Source organism: Brevibacterium sp. OS20 (genome assembly GCF_056837565.1).
This window is the reverse complement of sequence record NZ_CM166367.1, coordinates 814460-836011: the sequence shown is the minus strand read 5'-3', so window position 1 is coordinate 836011 and position 21552 is coordinate 814460. Positions and strand designations below refer to the sequence as shown.

Annotated in this window: 8 protein-coding genes and 5 rRNA genes; 3 read left to right on the top strand and 10 right to left on the bottom strand. The window is 58.8% G+C overall.

All coding sequences use genetic code 11. From position 1 onward, the window contains the following. Positions 1–75: 75 nt before the first annotated feature. The 7 genes from ACVZTU_RS03525 to ACVZTU_RS03495 form a co-directional block, all read right to left on the bottom strand. Positions 76–3196, bottom strand: a 23S ribosomal RNA gene (locus ACVZTU_RS03525). 422 nt (positions 3197–3618) lie between these two features. Continuing rightward, positions 3619–5146: ribosomal RNA gene (locus tag ACVZTU_RS03520) — 16S ribosomal RNA — on the bottom strand. The 16S and 23S rRNA genes sit together here, the layout of an rRNA operon. A gap of 566 nt (positions 5147–5712) precedes the next feature. After that, positions 5713–6954 (bottom strand): type II toxin-antitoxin system HipA family toxin, encoded by a 1242-nt coding sequence (locus ACVZTU_RS03515; protein WP_172175384.1) that lies wholly within the window; start codon positions 6952–6954, stop codon positions 5713–5715. Beyond that, complete coding sequence (locus tag ACVZTU_RS03510; RefSeq protein WP_139906987.1) at positions 6951–7244, bottom strand: helix-turn-helix domain-containing protein; 294 nt, start codon at positions 7242–7244, stop codon at positions 6951–6953. The genes ACVZTU_RS03515 and ACVZTU_RS03510 overlap by 4 nt, the downstream gene beginning before the upstream one ends. Before the next feature lie 394 nt (positions 7245–7638). Then, positions 7639–7757, bottom strand: a 5S ribosomal RNA gene (rrf, locus tag ACVZTU_RS03505). Positions 7758–7942: 185 nt separating this feature from the next. Then, positions 7943–11063, bottom strand: a 23S ribosomal RNA gene (locus ACVZTU_RS03500). Between the two features lie 422 nt (positions 11064–11485). After that, positions 11486–13013: ribosomal RNA gene (locus ACVZTU_RS03495) — 16S ribosomal RNA — on the bottom strand. A 535-nt stretch (positions 13014–13548) separates the two neighbouring features. Between ACVZTU_RS03495 and ACVZTU_RS03490 the strand changes: the two genes are divergently transcribed. Continuing rightward, a complete protein-coding gene (locus ACVZTU_RS03490; RefSeq protein ID WP_482401426.1) occupies positions 13549–14565 on the top strand; it encodes an epimerase in 1017 nt (338 codons plus the stop codon). 73 nt (positions 14566–14638) lie between these two features. Here the strand turns inward: ACVZTU_RS03490 and trhO are convergent, their stop codons facing one another. Continuing rightward, on the bottom strand, positions 14639–15550 hold the full coding sequence (gene trhO / locus ACVZTU_RS03485) for an oxygen-dependent tRNA uridine(34) hydroxylase TrhO (protein WP_172175061.1): 912 nt from the start codon (positions 15548–15550) through the stop codon (positions 14639–14641). Between the two features lie 162 nt (positions 15551–15712). Here trhO and purL point away from each other — a divergent pair, with 162 nt between their 5' ends. Continuing rightward, positions 15713–18097, top strand: coding sequence for a phosphoribosylformylglycinamidine synthase subunit PurL (purL, locus tag ACVZTU_RS03480; protein WP_410709908.1), 2385 nt, complete (start codon positions 15713–15715; stop codon positions 18095–18097). A 130-nt stretch (positions 18098–18227) separates the two neighbouring features. Here the strand turns inward: purL and ACVZTU_RS03475 are convergent, their stop codons facing one another. After that, positions 18228–18569, bottom strand: coding sequence for a hypothetical protein (locus ACVZTU_RS03475; RefSeq protein WP_482401425.1), 342 nt, complete (start codon positions 18567–18569; stop codon positions 18228–18230). A gap of 245 nt (positions 18570–18814) precedes the next feature. Here ACVZTU_RS03475 and ACVZTU_RS03470 point away from each other — a divergent pair, with 245 nt between their 5' ends. Beyond that, entirely contained in the window at positions 18815–20044 is a 1230-nt protein-coding gene (locus ACVZTU_RS03470) for a cobalamin-independent methionine synthase II family protein (protein ID WP_139469920.1), read from the top strand. An 84-nt stretch (positions 20045–20128) separates the two neighbouring features. On the opposite strand, the gene ACVZTU_RS03465 is transcribed toward ACVZTU_RS03470, so the two are convergent. Beyond that, positions 20129–21529 (bottom strand): TIGR01777 family oxidoreductase, encoded by a 1401-nt coding sequence (locus ACVZTU_RS03465; protein ID WP_139469918.1) that lies wholly within the window; start codon positions 21527–21529, stop codon positions 20129–20131. Between the last annotated feature and the right edge of the window lie 23 nt (positions 21530–21552).

Genomic DNA, 21552 nt, shown 5'->3' with positions numbered 1-21552 from the left:
GGGCGCATTCTCTCATCACAACCAGAAAGGCGAATAAAGACTCTTCGCACACACCAACCCCACTAAAGGGAAAAAGTTGATGAGTGATCGGTGTATTAGTACCAGTCAACTCCACACCTTACAGTGCTTCCATACCCGGCCTATCAACCCCATCATCTATAGGACACCTCCCCTGACAAAAGTCAGTTGGAAATCTCATCTCGGAGCCGGCTTCCCGCTTAGATGCTTTCAGCGGTTATCCATCCCGAACGTAGCCAACCAGCCATGCTCCTGGCGGAACAACTGGCACACCAGAGGTTCGTCCGTCCCGGTCCTCTCGTACTAAGGACAGACCTCCACAAATTTCCTACGCACGCAGCGGATAGGGACCGAACTGTCTCACGACGTTCTAAACCCAGCTCGCGTACCGCTTTAATGGGCGAACAGCCCAACCCTTGGGACCGACTCCAGCCCCAGGATGCGACGAGCCGACATCGAGGTGCCAAACCATGCCGTCGATATGGACTCTTGGGCAAGATCAGCCTGTTATCCCCGAGGTACCTTTTATCCGTTGAGCGACCACGCTTCCACAAGCCATGGCCGGGTCACTAGTCCCAGCTTTCGCTCCTGCTCGACACGTCCGTCTCACAGTCAAGCTCCCTTGTGCACTTACACTCGACACCTGATTGCCAACCAGGCTGAGGGAACCTTTGGGCGCCTCCGTTACTCTTTAGGAGGCAACCGCCCCAGTTAAACTACCCATCAGGCACTGTCCCTGAACCCGATCAGGGTCCGAAGTTAAGGAATCCACTATGGTCAGAGTGGTATTTCACCGATCGACTCCACCCCAACTAGCGTCAGGGCTTCCCAGTCTTCCACCTATCCTACACAAACCACACCGAATCCCAATACCAAACTATAGTGAAGGTCTCGGGGTCTTTCCGTCCTGCTGCGCGTAACGAGCATCTTTACTCGTAATGCAATTTCGCCGAGTTCGTGGTTGAGACAGCAGAGAAGTCGTTACGCCATTCGTGCAGGTCGGAACTTACCCGACAAGGAATTTCGCTACCTTAGGATGGTTATAGTTACCACCGCCGTTTACTGGGGCTTAAATTCTCCGCTTCACCCACAAAGTGGGTTAACAGGTCCTCTTAACCTTCCAGCACCGGGCAGGCGTCAGTCCGTATACATCGACTTACATCTTCGCACGGACCTGTGTTTTTAATAAACAGTCGCTTCTCTCTGGCCTCTGCGACCACCACCAGCACATCCCCACGCATGGTGGGTTCACCGGGATGGTCCCCCTTCTCCCGAAGTTACGGGGGCATTTTGCCGAGTTCCTTAACCACGATTCTCTCGATCACCTTAGTATTCTCTACTCGACCACCTGTGTCGGTTATAGGGTACGGGCAACACACACCCTCACGTCGATGCTTTTCTCGGCAGCAGAGGATCACCAGATCACCCCACCAATGTGGGGCGCCCATCAGCTCTCACACTCAAATGTGGGGACGGATTTACCTACCCCCACGTGCTACAACCTTAGACCGTGACTACCATCGCACGGCCTGGCTACCTTTCTGCGTCACACCTCACGCTTACCGACTCCACACTCAGGTCCCCCACTCAAACCCAACCACAGGCCCGAAGGCCTGACGGGGTCATCACGGGGTTAGTATCGTGTGTTTTGGTACTGTCGGTTGTGTGTCGGTACCAGAATATCAACTGGTTGTCCATCGACTACGCCTGTCGGCCTCGCCTTAGGTCCCGACTTACCCAGGGCGGATTAGCCTAGCCCTGGAACCCTTGGTCATCCGGTGGACGGGTTTCTCACCCGTCTTTCGCTACTCATGCCTGCATTCTCACTCGAATCGCCTCCACCACTCGTTCACACGGCAGCTTCTCCGGCAACTCGACGCTCCCCTACCCAACACCACACCATTACGGCTATACGTGGTGCTGCCACAACTTCGGCGGTGTACTTAGCCCCGCTACATTATCGGCGCTCAATCACTTGACCAGTGAGCTATTACGCACTCTTTCAAGGGTGGCTGCTTCTAAGCCAACCTCCTGGTTGTCTTCGCAACTGAACATCCTTTCCCACTGAGCACACGCTTAGGGGCCTTAGTTGATGGTCTGGGCTGTTTCCCTCTCGACAATGAAGCTTATCCCCCACTGTCTCACTGCCACGCTGAACCTTGACTGGCATTCGGAGTTTAGTTGACGTCAGTAACCCGGTAGGGCCCATCAGCCATCCAGTAGCTCTACCTCCAGCAAGAACCACGCAACGCTGCACCTAAATGCATTTCGGGGAGAACCAGCTATCACAGAGTTTGATTGGCCTTTCACCCCTAACCACAGGTCATCCCCTCCATTTTCAACTGAAGTGGGTGCGGGCCTCCACGCGCTCTTACACACGCTTCACCCTGCCCATGGCTAGATCACTCCGCTTCGGGTCTAGGACACGCGACTAGGATCGCCCTATTCGGACTCGCTTTCGCTACGGCTACCCCACACGGGTTAACCTCGCCACGCACCGCTAACTCGCAGGCTCATTCTTCAAAAGGCACGCCATCACAGTCATCTAGATACTGCTCTGACGGATTGTAAGCACATGGTTTCAGGTACTCTTTCACTCCCCTCCCGGGGTACTTTTCACCATTCCCTCACGGTACTTATCCGCTATCGGTCATCAGGAAGTATTTAGCCTTACCAGGTGGTCCTGGCAGATTCACACGAAATTCCACGAGTTCCGTGCTACTCGGGCATGCACACACTGCGAACAGTCAGCGTTTCGTCTACGGGACTCTCACCCACTCCGGTCCTGTTTCCCACCAGGTTCGACTACACCAACAACACTCACAGACCGGTCATGCTGGACCGGACCACGTACACCCCACAACACCCCTGCAGCAACACCAGCACGCTTGACACTGCACAGGTTTAGGCTCATCCAGTTTCGCTCGCCACTACTCCCGGAATCATTGTTATTTTCTCTTCCTGCGGGTACTGAGATGTTTCACTTCCCCGCGTTCCCTCCACATGCCCTATATATTCAGACACGGGTCACCACCCTCACGAGTGGCGGGGTTTCCCCATTCGGAGACCCTCGGATCAACGCCTGTTTATCGGCTCCCCGAGGCTTATCGCAGATTTCCACGTCCTTCATCGGCTCCTGATGCCAAGGCATCCACCATGCGCTCTTACACACTCACCCAACCCCCAAAAAGGGACCAGCTTCATGTGCGCGAAAAATATTGTTTCATTCACCTTAACTAGATGATGACAAGAAAAATCACATTACATAAACACCACACAAATATGGTGTTTGATGCTCGCGTCCACTATACGATTCTCAAACCACTACCAAACACCCACCACCACACAACCGCTTCACGCTGCTGCCTGTTGGTCGGGTTGGTCCTGTTGGTTGAAACCACACCCACACAATCGTGTGGGGTTTGTGATTCCAGGACCCAATAACGTGTTCGTTCTAGCCCACCCGATCACTCACCGCACCCGGGGCATTGACCCCAGCCGGGCTGTGTGGGCAAGCGGAAGAAGTGATGTTCCACCCTTGAGCTCTCATGATGACCACAGACGGGTCATGCCATGAGGATCTTAATGTGTGCTCCTTAGAAAGGAGGTGATCCAGCCGCACCTTCCGGTACGGCTACCTTGTTACGACTTAGTCCCAATCACCAGTCCCACCTTAGACGGCCCCCTCCCACAAGTGGGTTGGGACACCGGCTTCGGGTGTTACCGACTTTCGTGACTTGACGGGCGGTGTGTACAAGGCCCGGGAACGTATTCACCGCAGCGTTGCTGATCTGCGATTACTAGCGACTCCGACTTCACGTAGTCGAATTGCAGACTACGATCCGAACTGAGACTGGCTTTAAGGGATTCGCTTACCCTCACGGGTTCGCCTCTCTCTGTACCAGCCATTGTAGCATGCGTGAAGCCCAAGACATAAAGGGCATGATGATTTGACGTCATCCCCACCTTCCTCCGAGTTGACCCCGGCAGTCTCCTATGAGTTCCCACCATCACGTGCTGGCAACATAGAACGAGGGTTGCGCTCGTTGCGGGACTTAACCCAACATCTCACGACACGAGCTGACGACAACCATGCACCACCTGTACACCAGCTCCAAAGAGAAGAACTGTTTCCAGAACGGTCCAGTGTATGTCAAGCCTTGGTAAGGTTCTTCGCGTTGCATCGAATTAATCCGCATGCTCCGCCGCTTGTGCGGGCCCCCGTCAATTCCTTTGAGTTTTAGCCTTGCGACCGTACTCCCCAGGCGGGGCACTTAATGCGTTAGCTACGGCGCGGAGAACGTGGAATGTCCCCCACACCTAGTGCCCAACGTTTACGGCATGGACTACCAGGGTATCTAATCCTGTTCGCTCCCCATGCTTTCGCTCCTCAGTGTCAGTTACAGCCCAGAGTCCCGCCTTCGCCACCGGTGTTCCTCCTGATATCTGCGCATTTCACCGCTACACCAGGAATTCCAGACTCCCCTACTGCACTCTAGTCAGCCCGTACCCACTGCACGCGCAACGTTAAGCGTTGCGTTTCCACAGCAGACGTGACCAACCACCTACGAGCTCTTTACGCCCAATAATTCCGGACAACGCTCGTACCCTACGTATTACCGCGGCTGCTGGCACGTAGTTAGCCGGTACTTCTTCTGCAGGTACCGTCACTTTCGCTTCTTCCCTGCTGAAAGCGGTTTACAACCCGAAGGCCGTCATCCCGCACGCTGCGTCGCTGCATCAGGGTTTCCCCCATTGTGCAATATTCCCCACTGCTGCCTCCCGTAGGAGTCTGGGCCGTGTCTCAGTCCCAGTGTGGCCGGTCGCCCTCTCAGGCCGGCTACCCGTCGTCGCCTTGGTAGGCCATTACCCCACCAACAAGCTGATAGGCCGCGAGCCCATCCCCGATCGAAAAACTTTCCACCAACCCTCATGCAAGGATTGGTCATATCCGGTATTAGACCCAGTTTCCCAGGCTTATCCCGAAATCAGGGGCAGGTTACTCACGTGTTACTCACCCGTTCGCCACTCATCCACCAACAGCAAGCTGTCGGCTTCAGCGTTCGACTTGCATGTGTTAAGCACGCAGCCAGCGTTCGTCCTGAGCCAGGATCAAACTCTCCATAAAAAACTTTATGTTACGAATGAATCCCAGCAAGACAGCCAACCCCTCACGGGGTGAGAAGGTTGACCAAAAAATACTAACCAAACACACCATCCACCCATGTGATGCGAGAGGTTCGGCGAAGAACCACCCACCACAGGTGAACCAATGTTTGGCCAGATGATTGTCTTACCAGAAAATAAAAATGTTCTGGCATCACAACTTGTTCAAACAAACACGCTATTGGATTCTCAAACCACAAACACACACCCATCACCACACCACACAAAACGCAGCATGTTCACTGGGGGTATCAGTTTCATTTTGTGTCACCCACCCGATCGTCTGAACCCTTAGACCAAACCGTGTTTGTCCTGGTCAGACCCGGTGGAAACTCTGTCTCGAAGACGGTGTTTCCGGCGGGGCAACGAGATATAACTCTAGACCACCCCAGAGCCACCGTGCAAATCCAAAACCGACTTTCTCCACGTGACACCCACCACACACCCCCGGAACCACGCCGACCGCCCCACCGACGAGGCAGGCTCGCCATCAGTCCTTGGCTCAACCGAGCCCGCACGCCGCGCGGTTCAGCTGACCGGGCGGATAGCTTTGCGCAGACGTGCGAGCTGCGTGTCGATGACGGTTCCCATCTCGGTGGTCTCTGCCCGTCGGATCCCGCGTTCTACAGCCAGCGACCTCCACCCTTCGACCGCGCTCACGACCTCATTGAGCACAGACACAGCAGTCGGCTTCGTCAGATGGCAGAGAGAGGCGAATTCGAGCAGCGCCTCCGCCTCGATCTCCGCGGACACAACGCCGTTGATCGCGGTCTGCCGTTCGAGCGCGGACTCCGGTTCCGGGTTGATGTCGAAAGCCGGGCTCAGCTGCCATCCCGCGTCCGCCCGTATGAAGCCATGGTTACGCAAATGATCATCCGTATTGTGCAATGCAACTGAGAATGCCACTCGGCGATACAGTTCCGCACAGTCGCTGCGCCAGCGCCGGCTGTGGTCTTCGATAGCTTCGACGATATCGAGATAGTCACCGGGCTCCCCGTCTCGACGCCCGGCTGCTGTCATCGCACTCATATATCCGATCCGACGGCCGGTCGTGCGATCGAACCTCTGCAGAAGAAGCACGGATCTCTCGTCGATGCTCAGCAACCGAGATGCAGAGGTATCGATTCCGGCCCTACGGGCAAGTTCGAGTGCCAGGCTCTCCCACGCGATGACGTCTCGATCGTCACCGGGTCGGGAGAACTTCGCAATCAGCAGTCGTCCCTCATCGTCCGCCACAGAAGCTTTGGGCCGCGCCCCTCCCAGAGACCCTGTCCCAGCGTCAAGAAGGCGCTTCACAGCCGTGCCCGACCCTTCTGCGGCACCATCAGCAGCCCGCTGCAGCTCGGGCAGGGAGAGCAGCTTAGGTACACGGCTCGTCGGGCTGAGGAAGTCCTCGTCAGCAGCACGACGAAATCGCAGAGCCCCTTGACGAGTGCGATCGCTGACTCCGAGCAGGAAGTCGATGTCGGTCAGGCGGCGATCACGGACGACGCCCTCGGCGACCTGCCGCCGATGCTCCTTCGCAACGAGGTTACGACCCCACCGGTCAGGAGAGCAGTCGGCGAAGGCTCCCGGCAGACCGGTTACGTTGAATGGGGCTGTCGACAGTGGGAGCTCCGGGTCGATGGAATAGGCCCATCGAGCTCCCGCGTACTCATCGGAGTATTTGAACGTCGTCGAGATATGCCGCCGTGCGATGTGGAAGTACGCAGTGCCGACGAATACCGTCGTTCCGCCCTGGTCCATCTCAACCCGGATCTGCTCACTCATCGACGGACCCTGTCTGGAAGCGTTTCAGCAGAGCGCAGTCTGCCGACGTCGGTGCTCAGAGGATCGAATGAGGCGGAAACGTGGTCGAGCTGTCCGAGTGCCTGCATAACCGACATCACTGCGCCGATTGATACCCCCGCGTCACCACGTTCGACTTTCTGGAGCGTCGATCGAGAGATGCCGGCCCGCTCTGCAACTTCGACAGCCTTCAACGACTGCATGAGTCGCCACCGACGAATCGCGGATCCGATCTCGGTGAGGCGGCGATCCACCTGGCGAGTGACGCTCATTTTGGCTCCTTATGAGTGCAATAAACACCATATGATTCATTAACGACTAGAATACGCGTCATTAGACTACTCGGCAATGTTGATTTCGGGAGGATCGGTGGCCGGCTGCTGTCCGGTTGGACTCCACAAGATCTCTGAACGTCCGTGAGAACACCACTCTCAGTTGGCCGGCCACGAGCCGGAGAATACACGAATGACCCCGTCCGACTCCCATTGGGAGTCGGACGAGGCCATTTACTACCTCCCTATTACTACCTGATGGCGGCCCAGCAACCCCGCGCCAGGTAGCAGTACCCCCGTCAGGTAGTAATAACCACCGGCAGCACACCCGTTCGTGAATACAGTAATGGCCCCGCCCAACACAGTCGGACGAGGCCATCACCACTAAAAAATATTGCGGCAGTCACTTACTCTCCCACAACCACCAAGTTGCAGTACCATCAGCGCGAATGGGCTTAGCTACCGGGATCGGAACGGTTAACCGGGCGTTTCCCCACCACTATCACCACCGCAAAACCAACAAACCACACACACCCAAACCCAAAACGTTTGGGTGGTAGTGGTCCAAGAACCGCACAGCGAACGCGAACACCAAAACTATGTCATGCACACCCCACAAAACGGGGCGCATTCTCTCATCACAACCAGAAAGGCGAATAAAGACTCTTCGCACACACCAACCCCACTAAAGGGAAAAAGTTGATGAGTGATCGGTGTATTAGTACCAGTCAACTCCACACCTTACAGTGCTTCCATACCCGGCCTATCAACCCCATCATCTATAGGACACCTCCCCTGACAAAAGTCAGTTGGAAATCTCATCTCGGAGCCGGCTTCCCGCTTAGATGCTTTCAGCGGTTATCCATCCCGAACGTAGCCAACCAGCCATGCTCCTGGCGGAACAACTGGCACACCAGAGGTTCGTCCGTCCCGGTCCTCTCGTACTAAGGACAGACCTCCACAAATTTCCTACGCACGCAGCGGATAGGGACCGAACTGTCTCACGACGTTCTAAACCCAGCTCGCGTACCGCTTTAATGGGCGAACAGCCCAACCCTTGGGACCGACTCCAGCCCCAGGATGCGACGAGCCGACATCGAGGTGCCAAACCATGCCGTCGATATGGACTCTTGGGCAAGATCAGCCTGTTATCCCCGAGGTACCTTTTATCCGTTGAGCGACCACGCTTCCACAAGCCATGGCCGGGTCACTAGTCCCAGCTTTCGCTCCTGCTCGACACGTCCGTCTCACAGTCAAGCTCCCTTGTGCACTTACACTCGACACCTGATTGCCAACCAGGCTGAGGGAACCTTTGGGCGCCTCCGTTACTCTTTAGGAGGCAACCGCCCCAGTTAAACTACCCATCAGGCACTGTCCCTGAACCCGATCAGGGTCCGAAGTTAAGGAATCCACTATGGTCAGAGTGGTATTTCACCGATCGACTCCACCCCAACTAGCGTCAGGGCTTCCCAGTCTTCCACCTATCCTACACAAACCACACCGAATCCCAATACCAAACTATAGTGAAGGTCTCGGGGTCTTTCCGTCCTGCTGCGCGTAACGAGCATCTTTACTCGTAATGCAATTTCGCCGAGTTCGTGGTTGAGACAGCAGAGAAGTCGTTACGCCATTCGTGCAGGTCGGAACTTACCCGACAAGGAATTTCGCTACCTTAGGATGGTTATAGTTACCACCGCCGTTTACTGGGGCTTAAATTCTCCGCTTCACCCACAAAGTGGGTTAACAGGTCCTCTTAACCTTCCAGCACCGGGCAGGCGTCAGTCCGTATACATCGACTTACATCTTCGCACGGACCTGTGTTTTTAATAAACAGTCGCTTCTCTCTGGCCTCTGCGACCACCACCAGCACATCCCCACGCATGGTGGGTTCACCGGGATGGTCCCCCTTCTCCCGAAGTTACGGGGGCATTTTGCCGAGTTCCTTAACCACGATTCTCTCGATCACCTTAGTATTCTCTACTCGACCACCTGTGTCGGTTATAGGGTACGGGCAACACACACCCTCACGTCGATGCTTTTCTCGGCAGCAGAGGATCACCAGATCACCCCACCAATGTGGGGCGCCCATCAGCTCTCACACTCAAATGTGGGGACGGATTTACCTACCCCCACGTGCTACAACCTTAGACCGTGACTACCATCGCACGGCCTGGCTACCTTTCTGCGTCACACCTCACGCTTACCGACTCCACACTCAGGTCCCCCACTCAAACCCAACCACAGGCCCGAAGGCCTGACGGGGTCATCACGGGGTTAGTATCGTGTGTTTTGGTACTGTCGGTTGTGTGTCGGTACCAGAATATCAACTGGTTGTCCATCGACTACGCCTGTCGGCCTCGCCTTAGGTCCCGACTTACCCAGGGCGGATTAGCCTAGCCCTGGAACCCTTGGTCATCCGGTGGACGGGTTTCTCACCCGTCTTTCGCTACTCATGCCTGCATTCTCACTCGAATCGCCTCCACCACTCGTTCACACGGCAGCTTCTCCGGCAACTCGACGCTCCCCTACCCAACACCACACCATTACGGCTATACGTGGTGCTGCCACAACTTCGGCGGTGTACTTAGCCCCGCTACATTATCGGCGCTCAATCACTTGACCAGTGAGCTATTACGCACTCTTTCAAGGGTGGCTGCTTCTAAGCCAACCTCCTGGTTGTCTTCGCAACTGAACATCCTTTCCCACTGAGCACACGCTTAGGGGCCTTAGTTGATGGTCTGGGCTGTTTCCCTCTCGACAATGAAGCTTATCCCCCACTGTCTCACTGCCACGCTGAACCTTGACTGGCATTCGGAGTTTAGTTGACGTCAGTAACCCGGTAGGGCCCATCAGCCATCCAGTAGCTCTACCTCCAGCAAGAACCACGCAACGCTGCACCTAAATGCATTTCGGGGAGAACCAGCTATCACAGAGTTTGATTGGCCTTTCACCCCTAACCACAGGTCATCCCCTCCATTTTCAACTGAAGTGGGTGCGGGCCTCCACGCGCTCTTACACACGCTTCACCCTGCCCATGGCTAGATCACTCCGCTTCGGGTCTAGGACACGCGACTAGGATCGCCCTATTCGGACTCGCTTTCGCTACGGCTACCCCACACGGGTTAACCTCGCCACGCACCGCTAACTCGCAGGCTCATTCTTCAAAAGGCACGCCATCACAGTCATCTAGATACTGCTCTGACGGATTGTAAGCACATGGTTTCAGGTACTCTTTCACTCCCCTCCCGGGGTACTTTTCACCATTCCCTCACGGTACTTATCCGCTATCGGTCATCAGGAAGTATTTAGCCTTACCAGGTGGTCCTGGCAGATTCACACGAAATTCCACGAGTTCCGTGCTACTCGGGCATGCACACACTGCGAACAGTCAGCGTTTCGTCTACGGGACTCTCACCCACTCCGGTCCTGTTTCCCACCAGGTTCGACTACACCAACAACACTCACAGACCGGTCATGCTGGACCGGACCACGTACACCCCACAACACCCCTGCAGCAACACCAGCACGCTTGACACTGCACAGGTTTAGGCTCATCCAGTTTCGCTCGCCACTACTCCCGGAATCATTGTTATTTTCTCTTCCTGCGGGTACTGAGATGTTTCACTTCCCCGCGTTCCCTCCACATGCCCTATATATTCAGACACGGGTCACCACCCTCACGAGTGGCGGGGTTTCCCCATTCGGAGACCCTCGGATCAACGCCTGTTTATCGGCTCCCCGAGGCTTATCGCAGATTTCCACGTCCTTCATCGGCTCCTGATGCCAAGGCATCCACCATGCGCTCTTACACACTCACCCAACCCCCAAAAAGGGACCAGCTTCATGTGCGCGAAAAATATTGTTTCATTCACCTTAACTAGATGATGACAAGAAAAATCACATTACATAAACACCACACAAATATGGTGTTTGATGCTCGCGTCCACTATACGATTCTCAAACCACTACCAAACACCCACCACCACACAACCGCTTCACGCTGCTGCCTGTTGGTCGGGTTGGTCCTGTTGGTTGAAACCACACCCACACAATCGTGTGGGGTTTGTGATTCCAGGACCCAATAACGTGTTCGTTCTAGCCCACCCGATCACTCACCGCACCCGGGGCATTGACCCCAGCCGGGCTGTGTGGGCAAGCGGAAGAAGTGATGTTCCACCCTTGAGCTCTCATGATGACCACAGACGGGTCATGCCATGAGGATCTTAATGTGTGCTCCTTAGAAAGGAGGTGATCCAGCCGCACCTTCCGGTACGGCTACCTTGTTACGACTTAGTCCCAATCACCAGTCCCACCTTAGACGGCCCCCTCCCACAAGTGGGTTGGGACACCGGCTTCGGGTGTTACCGACTTTCGTGACTTGACGGGCGGTGTGTACAAGGCCCGGGAACGTATTCACCGCAGCGTTGCTGATCTGCGATTACTAGCGACTCCGACTTCACGTAGTCGAATTGCAGACTACGATCCGAACTGAGACTGGCTTTAAGGGATTCGCTTACCCTCACGGGTTCGCCTCTCTCTGTACCAGCCATTGTAGCATGCGTGAAGCCCAAGACATAAAGGGCATGATGATTTGACGTCATCCCCACCTTCCTCCGAGTTGACCCCGGCAGTCTCCTATGAGTTCCCACCATCACGTGCTGGCAACATAGAACGAGGGTTGCGCTCGTTGCGGGACTTAACCCAACATCTCACGACACGAGCTGACGACAACCATGCACCACCTGTACACCAGCTCCAAAGAGAAGAACTGTTTCCAGAACGGTCCAGTGTATGTCAAGCCTTGGTAAGGTTCTTCGCGTTGCATCGAATTAATCCGCATGCTCCGCCGCTTGTGCGGGCCCCCGTCAATTCCTTTGAGTTTTAGCCTTGCGACCGTACTCCCCAGGCGGGGCACTTAATGCGTTAGCTACGGCGCGGAGAACGTGGAATGTCCCCCACACCTAGTGCCCAACGTTTACGGCATGGACTACCAGGGTATCTAATCCTGTTCGCTCCCCATGCTTTCGCTCCTCAGTGTCAGTTACAGCCCAGAGTCCCGCCTTCGCCACCGGTGTTCCTCCTGATATCTGCGCATTTCACCGCTACACCAGGAATTCCAGACTCCCCTACTGCACTCTAGTCAGCCCGTACCCACTGCACGCGCAACGTTAAGCGTTGCGTTTCCACAGCAGACGTGACCAACCACCTACGAGCTCTTTACGCCCAATAATTCCGGACAACGCTCGTACCCTACGTATTACCGCGGCTGCTGGCACGTAGTTAGCCGGTACTTCTTCTGCAGGTACCGTCACTTTCGCTTCTTCCCTGCTGAAAGCGGTTTACAACCCGAAGGCCGTCATCCCGCACGCTGCGTCGCTGCATCAGGGTTTCCCCCATTGTGCAATATTCCCCACTGCTGCCTCCCGTAGGAGTCTGGGCCGTGTCTCAGTCCCAGTGTGGCCGGTCGCCCTCTCAGGCCGGCTACCCGTCGTCGCCTTGGTAGGCCATTACCCCACCAACAAGCTGATAGGCCGCGAGCCCATCCCCGATCGAAAAACTTTCCACCAACCCTCATGCAAGGATTGGTCATATCCGGTATTAGACCCAGTTTCCCAGGCTTATCCCGAAATCAGGGGCAGGTTACTCACGTGTTACTCACCCGTTCGCCACTCATCCACCAACAGCAAGCTGTCGGCTTCAGCGTTCGACTTGCATGTGTTAAGCACGCAGCCAGCGTTCGTCCTGAGCCAGGATCAAACTCTCCATAAAAAACTTTATGTTACGAATGAATCCCAGCAAGACAGCCAACCCCTCACGGGGTGAGAAGGTTGACCAAAAAATACTAACCAAACACACCATCCACCCATGTGATGCGAGAGGTTCGGCGAAGAACCACCCACCACAGGTGAACCAATGTTTGGCCAGATGATTGTCTTACCAGAAAATAAAAATGTTCTGGCATCACAACTTGTTCAAACAAACACGCTATTGGATTCTCAAACCACAAACACACACCCATCACCACACCACACAAAACGCAGCATGTTCACTGGGGGTATCAGTTTCATTTTGTGTCACCCACCCGATCGTCTGAACCCTTAGACCAAACCGTGTTTGTCCTGGTCAGACCCGGTGGAAACTCTGTCTCGAAGACGGTGTTTCCGGCGGGGCAACGAGATATAACTCTAGACCACCCCAGAGCCACCGTGCAAATCCAAAACCGACTTTCTCCACGTGACACCCACCACACGGCCTCGTTGCCGCATCGACATCCCCGCCAATGCGGGGTGCTAGCGTCCTGAGTATGAGCACGTTACCCACAGACACATCGCTGACAAGCGCCCAGGCCCCGATCGCCGTCGTCGCCGGAGCATCGGGGTTCATCGGCGGAGAGCTGCTCGATGCGCTCAGCGCTTGGGGGTACGCGACGCGGACGATCGGCCGCTCCCCTGACTCCGCCGACGCCACCTGGGACCGTCCCGACCGAATCGCCGAACTCATCGACGGTGCCGACCTGCTTATCAACCTCGCCGGCCGGAGCGTCGGATGTCGGTACACGGATGCCAATCGACAGGTCATCTGGGATTCCCGAGTCGATACGACCCGCGCCCTCAATACGGCGGTGGCAGCCGCCTCGGTGCCGCCGCGTCTGTGGATCAATTCGAGCACGGCCACCATCTACCGTCACTCGATGGACCGACCGCAGACCGAGGACGACGGCGACATCGGCGAAGGGTTCTCAGTCGACATCGCCAAAGCCTGGGAGAAGGAGTTCTTCGCCGGGGACCTGCCCGCGACCAGACGAGTCGCGCTGCGGATGGCGATCGTGCTCGGTGACGGAGCGGCGTTGAACATGTTGGCCACCGCGGCCAGATTCGGCGCGGGAGGAGCTCAGCATGACGGGCGCTGGTTCCCGCACCGGCGCTATCGCGGGATCGGCCCGGCGGCTTCCGGGCCGACGGTCTGGCGAGGACACCCGCCGACTCACGGACGACAGCGGTTCAGCTGGGTCCATATCGACGACGTGCTCCGGGCAGTCCGGTTCATCGACGAACACGGCGAACTCAGTGGCCCGATCAACGTCTCGAACCCACAGGTCGCGGACAATCGCTCAATGATGAAAGCGCTGCGCAAGGCAGTGCGTATGCCCGTGGGGATTCCTGCACCCAGGTGGCTGCTCGAGATCGGGATGACCGTCCTGCGGCAGGAGTCAGAACTCGTGCTCAAAAGTCGGTGGGTGCTGCCGAAACGACTCGAAGCGGCCGGATTCGACTTCAGGTGGACCGACATCGAGGCGGCGGCAAAGCACCTGCTGCGCTGAAGTGTCGGTACGGCACTCCCCCACCTCGGGGGAACGCCGCCCCCCACCTCCGGGGAACGGCAGGATCGCACGCTCAGCCGACGGCCGCCTCGGCGGGGATTCCCTGCTCGACGCAGTCGGCGCAATAGGGCTGCAGACCCTTGTCCGTGCAATCGGCGCACCGCAGGTACTGTCTGCGGCACTCGAGGTTCGCACAGTTGACGAACTCCGGCGTCTTCCTGTCGCAGGACACGCAATGCCCGATGGATTCGACATTGTCACCGAACTCGACGTGCATGCGCTTGTCGAAGACGTACAGCGAACCGTCCCAGTAGCCGGAGCTGCCGAAGGTCTCGCCGTAGCGGACGATGCCGCCGTCGAGCTGATAGACCTCTTCGAACCCGCGGTTCTTCATGAGCACGGACAGGACCTCGCAGCGGATTCCGCCGGTGCAGTAGGTGACGACGGGTTTGTCTTTGAGGTCGTCGTATTTGCCGGATTCGATCTCGGCGATGAAGTCACGCGTGGTGTCGGTGTCGGGAACGATCGCGTCCCGGAACTTCCCGATCTGCGCCTCCATCGCATTGCGGCCGTCGAAGAAGACGACCTCCTCGCCGCGTTCGTCGAGGAGTTTGTGCAGGGCTCCGGGCTTGAGATGCTGGCCGCCGCCTTGAACTCCGTCTTCGGTCACCGTGATCTCATCAGGAGTGCCGAAGGTGACGAGTTCGTCGCGGACCTTCACGCTCAGCCGCGGGAAGTCATCGCCTTGACCGTTCGACCATTTGATGTCCGCACCTTTGAAAGGCGCGTACGACTTCGTTGCCCGCACGTACTGCTTCACCTCGAAGATGTCCCCGCCGACAGTGGCGTTGATCCCGTCCTTCGACACGATGATCCGCCCCTTGAGCCCGAGGCTCTCGGCCAAGGTGTGCTGCCACAGCTTGACCGCTTCGGGGTCGGGCAGCGGGGTGAAGACGTAGAACAGGACGATCTTGGGAGTTGCCATGGCTCCCATTCTAAGTGGGGTGCGACAGTCCGATTCCCAGCGGGGAACGGTCCCTACCCGCGCCGAGGTGGTCCGCCCGTGGACGCGCTTCGCCCCCGCGGTGAGGACACGGCTAAGATTGGCCGTGAGTGCCGTGTCGTATGAAAGGGCCCCGAAGAGGACATGACGTCTAACCTCAGCTCTGCGGATTCCACGCAGGTCGATTCCCCGCAGAATGCATCGAAGAAGGTCAAGGAGACGGTCGAGTTCGCAGCGGCGAACCCCGACGTCGAGCAGCCTTTCGCCGATCTCGGTCTCACGGCCGACGAATACGAGAAGATCAAGGCGATCCTCGGACGTCGCCCCACCTCGGCGGAATTGGCCATGTATTCGGTGATGTGGTCCGAGCACTGCTCGTACAAGTCTTCGAAGGTCCACCTGTCCAAGTTCGGTGACAAAGTCACCGAGGACATGAAGAAGCACCTGCTTGTGGGCATCGGCGAGAACGCCGGCGTGGTCGACATCGGGAACGGCTGGGCCGTGACCTTCAAGGTCGAATCCCACAACCACCCCAGCTACGTCGAACCCCATCAGGGTGCGGCCACCGGAGTCGGCGGCATCGTCCGCGACATCATCTCCATGGGTGCGCGCCCGGTCGCTGTGATGGATCAGCTGCGGTTCGGAGCCATCGACCATCCGGACACCGCCCGTGTCGTCCACGGCGTGGTCGCTGGCATCAGCAACTACGGCAATTCCCTGGGCCTGCCGAACATCGGCGGCGAAACCGTCTTCGATTCCGTCTATCAGGGAAATCCGCTGGTCAACGCCCTGGCTGTGGGTGTCATGCGGCATGAGGACATCCGTTTGGCCAATGCGTCGGGGCTGGGCAACAAGGTCGTGCTCTTCGGTGCACGCACCGGCGGCGACGGCATCGGCGGTGCCTCGATCCTCGCCTCCGAGTCCTTCGACGATTCGAAGCCCTCGAAGCGCCCCGCCGTCCAGGTCGGCGATCCCTTCGCTGAGAAGGTGCTCATCGAATGCTGCCTCGAGCTCTTCCACGCCGGTGTCGTCGAAGGCATTCAGGACCTCGGCGCTGCGGGCATCTCCTGTGCGACCTCGGAACTGGCGTCCAACGGCGACGGCGGAATGCACATCGCGCTCGACGACGTACTGCTGCGCGATGAGACCCTCACCCCTGAGGAGATCCTCATGTCGGAGTCGCAGGAGCGGATGATGGCCGTCGTCCGTCCCGACCGCCTCGAGGAGTTCCTCGAAATCGTCGGCAAGTGGGAGGTCGAGACCTCCGTGCTCGGCGAGGTCACTGATTCCGATCGTCTCGTCATCGAATGGCATGGCGACGTCATCGTCGATGTGCCTCCGCGCTCGGTCGCCCACGACGGACCCGTGTACAACCGTCCGTTCACCGCACCGTCATGGACCGCCGAGGTGGCTGCGAACACCGTTGAGGCCGCCGGCTTGGCTAAGCCCGAGTCCGATGATGAGCTGCGGTCGACGATGCTGCAGCTCGCGGGGTCGCCGAACCTCGCCTCGAAGTCGTGGATCACCTCGCAGTACGACAAGTACGTCCAGGGCAATACCGCACTGGCCCACCCGGATGATGCCGGTGTCGTCCGCGTCGACGAGGAGTCCGGTCTCGGCGTGGCCATCGCCACCGACGCCAACGGCCGCTACAGCTTCCTCGACCCGGCGCGCGGTGCCCAGTTGGCTCTGGCCGAGGCCTACCGCAATGTCTCGACCTCAGGTGCCATTCCGCGTGCGGTCACCGACTGCCTGAACTTCGGATCGCCCGAGGATCCGGAGATCATGTGGCAGTTCGCGCAGGCCGTCGAGGGCCTCGCCGACGCTTGCCAGGACATGGGAATCCCGGTCACCGGCGGCAATGTGTCCCTGTACAACCAGACCGGCGGAGTGGCCATCCACCCGACTCCGGTCGTCGGTGTGCTCGGTGTCTTCGATGACGTCACCCGCGCCACCCCGAGTGGGTGGCAGGAACCGGGCCAGACCATCTATCTGCTCGGTACCACCGAGGCGGAGCTCGACGGTTCGGCGTGGGCCGACGTCACGGCCGACCACCTCGGCGGGGTTCCTCCGCAGTACAAGCCGGCGGCGGAGAAAGAACTCGGCGAGATCCTCATCAACTGCTCGCGCGACGGCATGATCGATGCCGCGCACGATCTGTCCGAGGGCGGGCTGTCGCAGGCCCTCGTCGAATCGTCGCTGCGCTATGGCACGGGTGCCCGGATCTGGCTCGACGAGGTCTGCGAGCGTGACGGCATCGACGTGTTCACCGCGCTGTTCTCCGAATCGACGGCGCGTGCGATCGTCGCCGTGCCGCGGTCGGAAGAGGTCCGTTTCAAGGACATGTGCACAGCCCGGCGGTTCCCGTTCGTGCGCATCGGCATGACCGATGCCGGCGACGGAGCTCCCGAGCTCGAGGTCGTCGACCACTTCTCGATCGGACTCGACGAACTCGGCCAGGCCCACGAGGGTACGCTGGCTGATCGCTTCGGCGGCAGCGTCGCGGCGGTGACCGAAACCGCGGTCTGAGCCACGACCGGCGAAGACTGTCACGAGACGGCCTCTCGGCCTCGATACGACCAGCTGCGGTTGGTCTTGTCGAGGCTGAGGGGCCGTCTCGCTGTCGCGCTGAGTCCGATCGCCCTGCTGGGCGTGACGGTCACGAAGGCGGGTCGGCAGCCTTCTCACATTCGCGCTTGCTGCGGCGCAACCGGTCACGCAGCGGTCCGACTACGCCCCAGGCGAGAGCGGTGAAGACGGCGACAATCGTCCAATAGATCAGCCAGAAGGAATCAGCCCAGCCCGCGATCGCGATTCCGATGACCAGTAACGCGATGGTGATCGCCGAGGGGCACCGGGAGCACCAGAGCATGACCCGAGCGAACTGTTCGGTCTGGGCAGCCGCCGCAACGGAAGTGCCGGGGATGCCCGTTTGACCGGCCTTCTGCTGGGGCGGCAGCGCCCGACTCACACCGGGTGTCTGCGGCTGTATCGAACTCATGTTTTCACTCTAGGACTAGGCGGCGGACGACAGTGTCCGCTGACGTGGCAATGCTGACATGTGTATGGCGACGCCTGACATAGCAGCGCGGCCCATCCGCGACGTGACCGAAGATGACAGTCCCCACTCATGCACGACTGCGAATGTGATTGCCTGAAGAAGAACGATGCGGCTTCAGCCTTTCCGCGGCCGCCGACTCAGAAGCGCAGACGAACGACACGACGAACAAGGAAGAGGAGTCAGCCATGGCGACGATTCGCACATCCCACGCGGGATCCTTACCCCGCACCCCCGAACTCATCGAGGCCAACAAGATCAAGCAGGCACAGAACACCGCCCGTCTCGCCGGCGAATCCGTTTCGCAGGAACAGGAGCAGGAGTTCGACGAGCTCCTCGCCGCCAGCGTGACCGACCTCGTCAAACGCCAGAAGAACCTGGGCATCTCACTGCCCAACGACGGCGAGTACGGTCACGCCATGGCCGCCGACTTCGACTACGGCGCTTGGTGGCACTACTCGTTCGCCCGCACCGGTGGGCTCGAGCTCCACGATATCGACCTCTGGGAGATCCCGGCGAACCGTTCGACCCCGGGCAATATCGTGCTCACGAGCATGCCCGACCGCCGCGATCGCAACCTCTTCCCGAACGTCTACACGGATCCGAAGGCCGGAACCGACACCGGCCAGCAGCCGCAGTTCCCGAAGGCCACCGGCCCGATCAGCTACATCGGTCAGGACCAGGTCAACCGTGACATCGCGAACCTCAAAACAGGTCTGGCCGCCGCCGGCTACGACGAGCGCGCAGGCTACATCAACGCCCTCTCCCCCGGCTCGGCCTCCCGCATCGCCAATGAGTACTACTCAAGCGATGAGGAGTTCATCTGGGCATGGGCCGATGTGCTCCGGGAGGAATACCTCGCCATCACCGAGGCGGGGCTGACCGTCCAGATCGACGATCCGTCCCTGGCGGAGAACTTCGACCAGATCAACCCTGAACCGTCGTTCGATGACTACCGCGCGTTCATCCAGGTCCGCATCGACGCTCTCAACCATGCGCTGCGCGGAATCGACCCGGCGCAGGTGCGCGTGCACACCTGCTGGGGTTCCTGGCACGGACCGCACGTCACCGACCTGCCGTTCATCGAGATCGTCGACCAGGTGCTCTCGATCAACGCCGCCGGCATCACGTTCGAAGCCGCGAACGTCCGCCACGAACACGAGTGGCGGATCTGGGAAGAGAAGAAGCTGCCCGAGGGCAAGTACATCATCCCGGGGATCGTCTCCCACTCGACCAACGTCGTCGAGCATCCCGAGCTCGTCGCCGAACGCATCGGCCGGTTCGCCAAGCTCGTCGGACCCGAGAACGTCGTCGCCTCCACCGACTGCGGGCTGGGCGGCCGAGTCCACCCGGACATCGCCGTCGCGAAGCTGCAGTCTCTGACCGAAGGTGCGGAGATCGCCTCGAAGCGCTTCTGACCCAGTACCGCGAAAACAGCAGTAACAGCAGAAACACCGGTCCCCTCCGTTAGGCTCACATGCCGAACGGAGGGGACCTCTGTATCACGCCCCGCCGCCGAGCTCCTCCTCGAAGCAGTCGTTCAATGTCGGGTGGGCGAACTGGTATCCGGTTTCCTGCAGCTTCTCCGGCACCACCCGCTGGTCGGCCAGAGCGAGCTCCTTCGCACCGTCACGGCCGAGCATGATCTCCGTGATGAACCCGGGCGTCGGGATCCACGCGGGTCTGCGCAGGTGAGCGGCGAGCGCCTCGGCGAATTCCGCCTGCGTGACAAGCTCCGGCGCAACAGCGTTGACCGGCCCGCGCACATAGTCATAGAGGACCGCATGCACATATGACCGCGCAACATCGTCAAGAGAGATCCACGCCAGGGCCTGCTCCCCGCTGCCCAATCGACCGCCGGCACCCGCAAGGAACAGCGGCGCCTGCAGTTTGAGCAGACCGCCCAAGGAGCTGAGCACGACTCCGGTTCGGATCGACACACGTCTGATCCCGACTTCCTCGACACCGGCCGCCGTCTCTTCCCACTTCTGGCATACCTCGGCGAGGAATCCGTCGCCGGCCGGTCCGGTTTCGTCGACCGGTTCGTCAGCTTTCGACCCGTAGTAGCCGACCGCAGAGGCACAGACGAAGACCGACGGACGCTTCGCCTCGGGCAGACCACGCATCGTTTCGACGAGCAGCCTCGTCGAGTCGATTCGAGACGACCAGATCTCATCCTTCGCGTGCTTGGTGAACCGAGTGGCGATGGATCGCCCACCGAGGTGGACCACCGCATCCGCCCACGCGAGGTCGCGTGGATTGAGGATTCCCAGGTCCGGATTCCAGTGCACCTCGTAGGGGAATTTCGGGGTTTCGCGCACCAGCAGTCGGACGAAATGACCCGCAGTGGAGAACAGGGCGGCGACCTGGCGTCCGATCATTCCGCTGCCGCCGGCGATGAGGATGTGTTTGCCCTTCTTCCGCGCCAGCAGCGGCGCGTTCGTGGATTCGAGGAAATCGATGTCCATGAGCATCCGCTTGCGGCGGGCGTCGAAAGTGGCTTCAAGGTAGTGGGTGAGGCCCCGGTCGATGACGTCGAAGCCCTGCGGAGCCATGGAGAATTCGATGTGGTCGTCGATCTTCGTCCCGCCGGCGACCGAGGTGAACTCGTGCGTGTGCTTCCACTGGCTCAGCGGCCCCTTCTTCAGCTCATCGACGAAGGAGAACCGTGACGGCCCCTCCGAATGCACCGAGCTGAACGGCCGCCGCACAAGTCCGTAGGTACCGGGAACGCTCGTCTTCACCTGCGCCACCGAGCCCGGCGCGATCGGAGGATAGCTCTCTTCGACGATCTCCTGCGCCCAGTGAGGCGAGAGGCGGGTCAGCGCTCCTGGCCGAGCATGCCAGTCGAATGTGGTCTCCGCACCGAGCGGAACTTCAGATGTCGACTCAAAGATGGTCATGGAATCCCTCCTACCTCGAATGA